The sequence below is a fragment of the Kitasatospora sp. NPDC056531 genome (genome assembly GCF_042794375.1).
Taxonomy (GTDB): Bacteria; Actinomycetota; Actinomycetes; order Streptomycetales; family Streptomycetaceae; genus Kitasatospora.
This window is the reverse complement of record NZ_JBHTTU010000113.1, coordinates 5759-17421: the sequence shown is the minus strand read 5'-3', so window position 1 is coordinate 17421 and position 11663 is coordinate 5759. Positions and strand designations below refer to the sequence as shown.

General features: G+C 73.1%; 5 protein-coding genes and 1 pseudogene. 5 read left to right on the top strand and 1 reads right to left on the bottom strand.

What is annotated here, in order from left to right:
* Window positions 1-235, top strand: a pseudogene (locus tag ACFQ87_RS40015) (type III PLP-dependent enzyme); the annotation flags it as partial.
* On the top strand, window positions 232-789 hold the full coding sequence (locus tag ACFQ87_RS40010) for a GNAT family N-acetyltransferase (RefSeq protein WP_380615880.1): 558 nt from the start codon (window positions 232-234) through the stop codon (window positions 787-789). The pseudogene ACFQ87_RS40015 and the gene ACFQ87_RS40010, both read left to right, overlap by 4 nt.
* Window positions 790-1204: 415 nt before the next feature.
* Here the strand turns inward: ACFQ87_RS40010 and ACFQ87_RS40005 are convergent, their stop codons facing one another.
* On the bottom strand, window positions 1205-2545 hold the full coding sequence (locus tag ACFQ87_RS40005) for a glutamine synthetase (RefSeq protein ID WP_380615879.1): 1341 nt from the start codon (window positions 2543-2545) through the stop codon (window positions 1205-1207).
* Window positions 2546-3004: 459 nt separating this feature from the next.
* On the opposite strand from ACFQ87_RS40005, the gene ACFQ87_RS40000 reads away from it, so the two are divergent.
* The 3 genes from ACFQ87_RS40000 to ACFQ87_RS39990 all read left to right on the top strand — a co-directional run.
* Window positions 3005-3346: a DUF5132 domain-containing protein gene (locus ACFQ87_RS40000; protein ID WP_380615878.1), complete on the top strand. Its 342-nt coding sequence runs from the start codon at window positions 3005-3007 to the stop codon at window positions 3344-3346.
* 277 nt (window positions 3347-3623) lie between these two features.
* Window positions 3624-3824: a hypothetical protein gene (locus tag ACFQ87_RS39995; protein WP_380615877.1), complete on the top strand. Its 201-nt coding sequence runs from the start codon at window positions 3624-3626 to the stop codon at window positions 3822-3824.
* 109 nt (window positions 3825-3933) lie between these two features.
* Window positions 3934-11663 (top strand): amino acid adenylation domain-containing protein (locus ACFQ87_RS39990; protein ID WP_380615876.1); only part of this gene is annotated, 7730 nt, incomplete at its 3' end.

The window sequence follows — 11663 nt, the reverse complement described above, 5'->3', positions numbered from 1 at the left end:
CCCCGGCGGGCAGTTCGTCAACGCCGTGGTGGCCGGCCCGACCTGCGACAGCGACGACGCGTACGCCCAGGAGGACGGCCTGGTACGGGTCCCGCGCGCGATCGCCTCCGGCGACCCGGTGTGGATCCACTCCTGCGGCGCCTACTCCACCGCCTACGCCACCCGGGGGTTCAACGGCTTCGCGCCGCTGCCGCACACCTGCGTCGGCGGGCGCCGCAACGGAGGAAACGCATGAGCGAGTACCACATCCGGCTGCTCCGGGAGGAGGACTGGGACGAGGTGGTCGCGCTGGAGGAACGCGCCTACTCCGCGAGCGGCCTGTCGGAGGGGCGGGAGGTGCTACGGTCCCGGCACCGCGCCTCGCCCTCGACCTGCTTCGTCCTGGAGCACGCCGGCGGATTCGGCGGCTACCTGCTCGCCCTGCCGTACCCGCTGTTCCGCTGCCCGGACCTGAGCCTGGCCGAGGAAGGCGCGGTGCAGGAGAGCGATCGGGGGAGCAACCTGCACGCCCACGACCTGGCGATCGCCGAGCGGGGGCGCGGCGGGGACCTGGCCCGCCGGCTGCTGCGGCATCTGGAGGAGACCGGGCGGGCAGCCGGCTACCGGACCCTCTCCATGGTTGCCGTGCAACGCTCGCAGGTGCTGTGGGCTCGGCTGGGCTACCGGGCCCGGCCCGAGATCGCACTGCCCGCGAGCTACGGCGCCGGGGCGGTCTACATGGCGAAGCCGCTGGAACCCGCTGTTACCGATCCGACTCTCGGGTCCTCACCCGGAACCGAAGCCGGCTGACGCAGATGTCCCCCGTACCCGACCAGTTCCGCCGTGCCTGCCAGGGCGGATGAGGCCATCGGCAAGGGCGCGGCTGGGCGACCGGGTGCGCCGGGCCAACTATCGGGCCGACGCGGAACTGAGTGGGTAGCGGGCCCAGCGCGACCTCAGCGGACTGGTCGGCTGGCTCACGGCGAAGGGTGAGGCCCAAGGCCGCTGGCGCCTCGCGCTCGACGGCAACGGCGCCCGGCCCGCTCCTCTCACCTAGGACGACGCCACGCCCGCGACCGCTTCGGCCACGGGCGTGGCGTCGTCCTAGGAATCGCTCCGCATCTTCCGGGGCCGCATCCTGCTGAACTCCGTGAAGCTCGACAGCGACCAGCAGGTCTTCGACCGGCTCATCGCTTGGGAGCCGGAGGAGTGGAACCGATGCTCGTCAGTAGCGCCAGCGGACGGCCTCGATGACGTCCGCATCGGTGTGCATCGCGAACAGCTCAGCCTCCGCCCGCCGGACGGCCAGCACGGTCTCGTACAGCTCGGGGCCGAGTGCCTGCCGCAGCAGTGCGGACTTCTCATACGCGTCGATCGCCTCCGACAGGCTCGCCGGGAGGCGCTCGGCGCCGTCGAGGGCGGCGGGGTCGCTCGGGGTCTCGGGCGGGAGGGGCTGGCCGGCGTCCAGGCCGGCGAGTCCGGCGGCCAGCACGCCGCCGATCGCCAGGTACGGGTTGGCGGCGGCGTCGAAGCACTTGAACTCGGCGTTGGCCTGCCCGGCGGCGGAACCGGTGATCAGGCGCAGCGCCGCCTCACGGTTCTCCAGGCCCCAGCAGCGGTAGGCCCCGGCGAAGTGGGAGGGGACCAGCCGCAGGTAGGAGGCGACGCTCGGCGCGCCGAGGGCGAGCAGGGCGGGCAGCTCGGCCAGTACGCCCGCCAGGAACTGCTCGGTGTCGGGGTGCAGCCCGTGGCGGCCGGGGCCGCCGTGCCCGAGGTTCCGGTCCTGTCGCCAGAGGCTGAGGTGCAGGTGGCCGCCGTTGCCGACCGAGCCCTCGGTGAAGACGGGCGCGTACGAGACCCGCAGGCCGTGCCGGGCGGAGACGGCCCGGATGGTGTGGCGCACCAGCATCGTGGTGTCGGCCGCCTCGACCGGCCCCTCGGCGGCGACCGAGACCTCGAACTGCCCGGCGGCGTACTCGGGGTGGAGCTGGAGCACGGCCAGCCCTTGGCCGGTGAGGGCGCGCAGCACGTCCCGCAGGTAGTCGGTGTGCTCGATGAAGCGGGTCATCCCGTATGCGGGCCCGACCGTCGCGGGGGCCCCGGCGGCGTCGGCCACCACCCATTCGATCTCGATCCCGGCTTGCACCGAGAGCCCGCGCCGTTCGACGGCCTCGGTGGCCTGGCGGGCGAAGTGGCGCTGGCAGCCGGGGTGCGGGGTGCCGTCCTGGAGGTAGCGGTCGGCTGGGGCCCAGGCCCAGCCGGGTTGGGCGGCGAGCGGGGTGAGCCGGTCGAGGTCGGGGACGAGCCGCAGGTCGCCCACCGGGCCGGTACTCGAAGGCGTAGTGGTGAAGGAGTCGTCCACCAGGGAGACGTCGAAGCAGGGCACGGCGCCGACGCCGTACTCGGCGGCGTGTTCGAGTTGGGCGAGCGGGACGGACTTCACCCGGGTGAGCCCGGCGTTGTCGACCCAGCCGAACACCACCCCGTCGATTCCGTCGGCGGCGAGCTGGGCTTCGGCTTCCCGGGCCTGGGCGGCCCGTTCGGCTCGGGGGTACGTGGTGGTCATGCCGCCCACGCTGGCGTTCGCAGCAGCCGGTGGGCGAGGGATCGGTTGGGAGTTCACTCGTCCGTGAGCGACCGGAGCCGCGACGTGACACAGGGCGCCGGAGGGCGGCGCGCGAACTCGGCAGTCATCATGGAGGCGATCACTAGTAAAAGGTAAATGGGACAAGAACTTCGCTGGATGGGTACGCATGCGGCAATCCGTAGCGGTCCGGAACATGGATAGCACTCGCATGAGTGAAATCGGCCGAGGCTTTTTGGCCTCGACGGACATGACTGGACTACGGTGATCGAGGAGCGGACGGTGCACTCCGTCGACGAGGAATTCGACCCGGCAGGGGGCCCGGTACGGGAGTCGAGAATCCTGGAAATGGGTGCTTCCGTCTTCCTCGCTGTGCGTGCTCCGGAGTTCGCAGTGCCCTGGGTCCCCTGTCATTCGTCTGCGTAGAGAGGTTGGAGCATCATGCCGCCCGTCGTTCCGCCGTTCCTGGTCGGTCTCATCGTCGCGCCACTGGCCAAGCGTCTCCTCAAGCCGCTGGTGCGCGGTGTCGTCAAGACGTCCGTAGGCATCGCCTTGGAGGTGAAGAAGGCGGCCTATGAGGCCGGGGAGAACATCCACGACCTCGCGGCCGAGGTGGCCGCCGACATGGTGGCGGCGCAGGTCGCCTCCGATGACGGTCGCCGGCCCACCGAGGGCGCAGCCTCGAACGGCGGGAAGGGCGGGGTCGCCGACCGTGTCGAGGGCGAGATCATGACTCCGAGGATCCGCGCGACCGCCGGCGCCGGCGCCGGGAAGGCGCAGTGACGCCCCGATTCGTGGCCCGGCCTGCCGCCTAGACGCGTCTTCCGACCGATCTCGTAGGACGAGTCCTCGCGGCGGTCGGCGGTGGGCCTTTCGGCCGTACCTCTTCCCCCTTCGGACTTTTCACTCCATCGCAGTAATCCGCCGCGCGCAGAATTTCGCCGTGCCCGTTGACCGACTGCCCGTGACCTCCGCAAAACAGGTGATCGTACACATGCCATCGCTACTGGGTGCCGCAGCCGCATTCCGTTCCGCGGATTCGGACGCGAGCGCGCGCTCGGTGATTCCGGGACGCCGGCGCTGGGACGTCAAGCCGGTGATCGGCCGGCCCCGGACGGCCGAAGTCCTCGCCGCGGCGCTGTGCCGCGTGCCCGGGATCACCGAGGTCCAGGCCGAGCAGGGCACCCACGACGAACTCCTCGCCCGGCACGGAATCTACGCATCCCTCCGGCAGCTCCAGGCCGGCGAACTCGCCGCCTGACCGCAGCAGTTAGCCGCGCCCACCCGCCGGCCGCGTGATGTGAACCGCGGTCGGCGCGGCCCATCGCGCCCTGCGTGTACGCCCGCCCACACTCCTGAGAGGTACCCCCATGTCCCGTCGCGATGGCGACGTTCTTCCCCTGACGGCGGCCCAGCGCGAGATCTGGCTGGCCGAGCAGCGCTCCCGGACGGCGATTCCGGGCTATCGCGTCGGCGAGTGCCTGGAGATCCACGGGCCGGTGGACCCGGAGCTGTTCGAGACCGCGCTGCGCCGGGTGGTCGACGAGGTCGACGCCCTGCACGTGAGCTTCGTCGACGACGGCGAGGGCCCGCGCCAGATCCTCCGCGCGACCTGGGACTGGGCGCCCGCGCACCTCGACCTCAGCGCGGAGACCGACCCCCGGGCGGCGGCCATGGCGTGGATGGAGCAGGACCTGATGCGCCCGCTGGACCTCGCGCGTGATCCGCTGTTCGGGCATGCGCTGATCCGGCTGTCGCCCACGGACCACCTCTGGTACCTGAACTACCACCACGTGGTGCTGGACGCGCTGAGCAGTTCCCTGGTCAGGCAGCGGGTCGCGGACGTGTACTCGGCGCTGGCCGAGGGCGGGCCGGTGGCGCAGTCCCCGTTCGGTTCGCTGCAGGACCTGGTCGACAGTGACGCCGCCTACCGCGCGTCGGCGGACTTCACCGCCGACCGCGCCTACTGGACGGAGCGCTTCGCGGACCGGCCGACGCCGACGCGGCTCACCGACACGGCCCCGACCGACCCGCACCGGGCGCTTCGGCTGGCCGAGGAGCTGGAACTGCGGAGCCCCGAGGCCCTGCGCGCGGCGGCGGGACGGGCCGGCGTCCGGTGGTCCCGGGTCCTGATCGCCGCGACGGCGCTCTACGCGCACCGGTTGACCGGCAGCCAGGACGTGGTGCTGGCCATGCCCGTCACCGCCCGTCGGTCCTGCGGCCGTGACCTGATGTCGGTGCCGGGCACGATGTCCAACGTGGTGCCGCTGCGGCTGACCTTGCGGCCGGACATGCGGTGGCGCGAACTCATCGCCCAGGTGGCGCAGGAGGTCGACGCGGCCGTCACCCACGAGCGCTACCGCAGCGAGGACCTGCTGCGCGACGTCGGCGCGCCCGGCAGCATCGGGACGGCGTTCCCGCTGATCGTCAACATCATGGCCTTCAACTCCAGGCCGAGCTTCGCCGGGCACCCGGCCTCCGTGCACCACTTCGTGTCGGGGTCGACCACCGACCTCGCCCTCTGGGTGTTCGACTACCGCGACGGCAACCCGCCGCTCCTGCGGCTCCACGGCTCGCCGGAGGCCTACGGCGACGACGACCTCGCCGCCCACCAGCAGCGGCTGCTCGCACTGCTGGACACGGTCGCGGACTGCGACCTGGACGAGCTGGTGGGCCGGATCGACCTGCTCACGGCCGAGGAGCACCGCGAGGTGACGGCCCTCGGCACCGGGCCGATGGCGGCGGCTCCGGTCGAGAACCTGCCGGAACTGTTCCGGGAGCACGTGCGCGCGACTCCGGACCTGGTCGCGCTGGTCTGCGGGGACGTCTCGCTGACGTACGCGGAGCTGGACGTGCGGGCGAACCGGCTGGCGCATGAGCTGATCGCGCGGGGTGCGGGTCCGGAGCGGCTGGTGGCGGTGGCGCTGCCGCGCTCGGCCGAGCTGGTGGTGGCGATCCTCGCGGTGCTGAAGACCGGGGCGGCGTACGTCCCGGTCGATCCCGAGTACCCGGCCGCCCGGATCGCGTACCTGCTCGACGACGCCCGCCCGCTCCTGGTGGTCACCGACTCCCGCAGCGGGGACCGCCTGCCCGACGGAGGTCCGGTCGGCCGGCTGGTGCTCGACGACCCGAAGACGGCTGCCCTCATGGCGGGTCATCCGGTGGTGGACCCGACGGTGGCCATCGATCCGTGTCACCCGGCGTACGTCATCTACACCTCCGGTTCCACCGGACGGCCCAAGGGCGTGGCGCCGACCCACGGTGGCTTGCTCAACCTGCTCACCGACCTCCGGCAGGTGCACTTCCCGGCGGTGCTCGGGGAGCGGCAGCGGCTGCGGGTGGCCCTGACGACGTCGGTGTCGTTCGACGCGTCGTGGAACCAGCTGCTCGCCCTGTTCGCGGGCCACGAGCTACACGTCCTGGACCACGCGACCTGGACCGACCCGGACGCCTTCGTCGCGTACGCGCGGCGCTGTGGACTGGACTACATCGAAGCCACCCCCTCCTACCTGCACGACCTCGTGGCCCACGGGCTGTTGGGCGACCAGAGCTGGCGCCCAGCGCTGGTCGCAGCGGGCGGCGAGGCCGTCCCGGAGCAGCTGTGGGGACAGCTGCGGGCGGCCGAGGGGGTGTCCTGCCTCAACCTCTACGGGCCGTCCGAGTGCACCGTCAACCCGGTGACCGCGCCCGTGGGTTCGAGTCCGCTCCCGGTCATCGGCCGGCCCGCCACCAACGTCCGGCTGTACGTGCTCGACGCCGCCCTGCGTCGGCTGCCGGCCGGTACGCCGGGTGAGTTGTACATCGCCGGGGAGTGTCTCGCCCGCGGCTACCTGAACCGGCCGGGGCTGACGGCCGGACGGTTCGTGGCGGATCCGTTCGGCCCGAGCGGCACGCAGATGTACCGCACCGGCGACCTGGTGCGGTGGGGCGCGGACGGGAACCTGGAGTTCCTCGGGCGTACGGACGACCAGATCAAGATCCGTGGCTTCCGGGTGGAGCTCGGCGAGATCGAGGCCGTCCTCGCCGAGCACCCGCAGGTCGCCCGGGCCGCCGTCGTGGTGCGTACCGAGGAGGAGCCCCGGCTGGTCGCCTACGCCGTTCCCGAGCCCGGCGCCACGGTGACCGACACCGCCCTGCGCGAACACCTGCGGGAGCGGCTGCCCAAGCACATGGTGCCGACCGCGTACGTCGTGCTGGACGCGCTGCCGCTGACCCCGAACGGCAAGCTCGACCGGCAGGCACTCCCCGCGCCCGACCGGCAGCCCGCCGACTCGGGCCGCGCTCCGCGCACCGCGACCGAGCACCTGCTCGCCGGGCTGTTCGCCGAGGTGCTCGGCGTCCCGGAGGTCGGCGCCGACGACGACTTCTTCGACCTCGGCGGGCACTCGCTGCTGGCCACCCGGCTGGTCGCCCGGGCCCGGTCGGTGCTCGGCGTGGAGCTGCGGTTGAGCGACCTGTTCGACGCGCCGACGGTGGCGGAACTGGCGGCGACGGTGGACGCCGCGGGCCAGGCCCGGCCCGCGCTCGCGGCGCGTGAGCGGTCTGGGGCGGTCCCCCTGTCCTTCGCCCAGCGCCGGCTGTGGTTCCTGCACCGCATGGAGGGCCCCAGCGCCACGTACAACATCCCGCTGACGCTGAGACTGTCCGGGAACCTCGACCAGCGGGCCCTGGAGGCCGCCCTGGCGGACGTGGTCGAGCGGCACGAGAGCCTGCGCACCGTCTTCCCCGTGGTCGACGGTGTTCCGTGCCAGCACGTGCTGGACCTCGACGCGGCACGGCCACGGCTGCGGGTGACCGAGGCCGGCAAGCGCGACCTGCCGGACCGGCTGGCGGAAGCGGCGCGGCACGGCTTCGAGCTCGCGGAGGAGCCGCCGCTGCACGCCGAGCTGTTCCGGCTCGGGCGGGAGGAGCACGTACTGCTGCTGGTGGTGCACCACATCGCCGGTGACGGCTGGTCGATGGGGCCGCTCTCGCAGGACCTGACGACTGCCTACGCGGCCCGTACCGAGGGGGCGAAGCCGGAGTGGGCGCCGCTGCCGGTCCAGTACGCCGACTACGCCCTCTGGCAGCGGGAGCTGCTGGGCGACGGCGCGGACCCGGACAGCCTGCTGAGCGGCCAACTCGCCTACTGGCGGGAGCAGCTGGCGGACCTGCCCGAGCAGGTCGAGCTGCCGTTCGACCGGCCCCGGCCGGCGGCGATGTCCTACCGGGGCGCCCACCTGCCGGTGCGGATCGACGCCGAGCTGCACCAGGGCCTGCGGATGCTCGCCCGGGACGGCGGGGCCAGCCTGTTCATGGTGCTCCAGGCCGGGCTGGGCGCCCTGCTGGGCAAGCTCGGCGCGGGCACCGACGTCCCGATCGGCACCCCGATCGCCGGACGCACCGACGAGGCCCTGGACGACCTGGTCGGCTTCTTCGTCAACACCCTGGTCCTGCGCACCGACCTGTCCGGCGACCCGTCGTTCACCGAACTGCTGGGACGGGTGCGCGGCGACGCGCTGTCCGCGTACGCGCACCAGGACGTGCCGTTCGAGCACCTGGTGGAGGCGCTGAACCCGACCCGGTCGCTGGCGCACCACCCGCTGTTCCAGACCATGCTCGCCCTGCAGAACGCGCCGCTCGGCGGGTTCGACCTACCGGGGCTGCGGGTGTCGACCGACCTGGTCCCCACCGGGACGGCCAAGTGCGACCTGACCTTCATCCTGGGCGAACAGCCCGGTGCGGACGGGCTGTCGGGCCTGGTGGAGTACAGCACCGACCTGTTCGACGAGGCCACCGTGGCGGGGATCGTCGACCGGTGGCTGCGGCTGCTGCGGGCCGTCGTCGCCGACCCCGGCCGACGGATCGGCCAGGTGGACGTGCTGTCCGCCGACGAGCTCCGCGCGCTGCTCCCGGCCGCCGCCGACCGGAGCGGGGAACCGTCGGACAGCAGCCTGACCGCGCTGTTCGAGCGGCAGGTGCGGGCCGACCCGGCCGCGGTCGCCCTCACGGACGGCGAAGTCACTCTGACGTACGGCGAGTTGAACGCCCGCGCCAACCGGCTCGCGCACGCCCTGGCCGATCGAGGAGTGGGGCCGGAGCAGCTGGTGGCGCTGGCCCTGCCGCGCTCGGCCGAGCTGGTCGTGGCGGTGCTCGCGGTGCTCAAGGCCGGCGGCGCGTACGTACCGGTGGACCCGGCGTACCCGGCCGCCCGGATCGCCTACCTGCTCCAGGACACCCGGCCCGCACTGCTCGTGACGACGGGCGGGGTCGGCGACCTGCCGGGAGCGGACGGGCTGGACCGGCTGCTGCTGGACGCCGCTGACCTTGAAGGGCTGCCGGACACGGATCCGGAGGTCCCCGTCGATCCCGGCCACCCCGCCTACGTCATCCACACTTCCGGGTCCACCGGCAACCCCAAGGGTGTGGTGGTCCCGCACCGGAACGTGGTGCGGCTGTTCGGCGCCACCGACGCGCTGTTCGGCTTCTCCGCCGAGGACGTCTGGACGCTCTTCCACTCCTACGCCTTCGACTTCTCGGTGTGGGAGCTGTGGGGCCCGCTGCTGCACGGCGGCCGGCTGGTGGTCGTGGACCACGAGACCAGCCGTTCGCCCGGCCGGTTCCTGGAGCTGCTCGCCCGTGAGCGGGTGACGGTGCTCAACCAGACGCCGTCCGCCTTCTACCAGCTGATGCAGGCGGACGAGGAGGCGCCGGAGACCGGCCGTTCGCTCGCCCTGCGCACGGTGGTGTTCGGCGGCGAGGCGTTGGAGCACGGCCGGCTGGCGGGCTGGTACGAGCGGCACGCGGAGGATGCGCCGCGGCTGGTCAACATGTACGGCATCACCGAGACCACGGTGCACGTCACGTACGCGGCGCTGGAGCGCTCCGGCACGGTCGTCGGCCGGATCGGCGCTGCCCTCCCGGACCTGCGGACGTACGTGCTGGACCAGGGTCTGCGGCCGGTGGCCCCGGGCGTACCCGGCGAGCTGTACGTCGCGGGCGCCGGGCTGGCGCGCGGCTATCTGAACCGGCCCGGTCTGACCGCCGGGCGCTTCGTCGCCGACCCCTTCGGGCCGGTCGGCGCGCGCATGTACCGCAGCGGCGACGTGGTGCGCCGGGACGCAGACGGCGGCCTGCGGTACGTCGGCCGGGCCGACGACCAGGTGAAGGTACGCGGCTTCCGGATCGAACTCGGCGAGATCGAGGCGGCGCTGTCCCACCACCCCGGCGTCGCCCAGGTCGCTGTCCTGGCCCGGCAGGACCGAGTCGACGACACCCGGCTGGTCGCCTACCTGGTACCGGCCGCCGGCGCGGCGCCGCGCGCGGCCGAGCTGCGTGAGCACCTGGGCGAGCGGCTGCCGGAGCACATGGTGCCGTCGGCGTTCGTCGTGCTGGACGCGCTGCCGCTGACCGCCAACGGCAAGCTGGACCGCCGGGCCCTGCCCGAGCCGGAGTTCACCGCGGAGCGGACCGGCCGCGCGCCGCGCACCCCGCAGGAGCAGATCCTGTGCGAGCTGTTCGCCGAGGTCCTGGGCGTGGCGTCGGCCGGCGTCGAGGACGGCTTCTTCGACCTGGGCGGGCACTCGCTGCTGGCCACCCGCCTGGCCGCCCGGATCCGTGCGACGCTCGGCGTGGAAATGCCGCTGCGCACCCTGTTCGAGGCGCCGACTCCGGCCGGCCTGGCCGCCGCCCTGGTGGCGGCCGGACCGGCGCAGGCCGCCCTGGCACGGCGCGAGCGTCCCGAGGTGATCCCGCTGTCGTTCGCGCAGCGGCGGCTGTGGTTCCTGCACCAGTTGGAGGGCGCCAGCGCGAACTACCACATCTCCCTGGCCTGGCGGCTGTCCGGGGACCTGGACCGGCGGGCCCTGGAGGCCGCCGTGGCGGACGTGGTGGCCCGGCACGAGAGCCTGCGCACCGTCTTCCCGGCGGTGGACGGCGTGCCGCACCAGCAGGTGCTGGACGTCGTGGCGGCCCGCCCGCGGCTGCTCGTGAGCCTGACCACCGAGGCCGAGCTGCCGGCCGTCATGGCGGAAGCGAAGGCCCGTCGGTTCGACCTGGCGGTCGACGTGCCGCTGCGTGTCGAACTGTTCGAGCTGGCCCCGGACGAGCACGTGTTCCAGGTGGTGCTCCACCACATCGCGGGTGACGGCTGGTCGCTGGGCCCGCTCGCGCAGGGCCTGACCGCCGCCTACGAGGCGCGCTGCCGCGGCGAGGAGCCGCAGTGGGAGGAGCTGCCGGTCCAGTACGCCGACTACACCCTGTGGCAGCACGAACTGCTCGGCGACTCCACCGACCGGGACAGCCTGTTCGCCGGCCAGGCGGCCTACTGGACCCGGCAGTTGGCCGGTCTGCCGGAGCGGATCCAGCTGCCCACCGACCGGCCCCGCCCGGCCGTCGCTTCCCACCGGGGCGGTTCCGTGCGTGCCGGGCTCGACGCCGAGCTGCACCGCGGTCTGCGCGAGCTGGCCCGCGCGCACGGGACCAGTCTGTTCATGGTGCTCCAGGCAGGGCTGGCGGCGCTGTTGAGCAAGCTCGGCGCGGGCGACGACATCCCGGTCGGCAGCCCGGTCGCGGGCCGGACCGACCAGGCGCAGGACGAGCTGGTCGGCTACTTCGTCAACACCCTGGTCTTCCGTACCGACACCTCGGGCGATCCGACGTTCGTCGAGCTGCTGGGCCGGGTCCGGGACACCGCGCTGGCCGGGTACGCCAATCAGGACCTTCCGTTCGAATACCTGGTCGAGGCCCTCAACCCGGTGCGCTCGCTCGCCCACCACCCGCTGTTCCAGGTCATGCTGGTGCTGCAGAACGCACCCCGGGCCGACTTCGCGCCGCCCGGACTGAGCGTCACCGACGTGCCGTTGGCGTCGACCACCGCCAAGCTCGATCTGGTCTTCACCATGTCCGAGCGGTATGCGGAGGACGGCTCCCCGGAGGGGATCGACGGGTCCGTCGAGTACACCAGCGACCTGTACGACCCGGCCGCCGTCGAGACGATGATCGGGCGGTGGGAGCGGCTGCTCCACGCCGTGGTGGCCGACCCGCGGCGGCGGCTCAGCCGGTTCGGCCTGCTCACCGCCGAGGAGCGCGGTGAGCTGACGGCGCTGGGGACCGGCCCGGC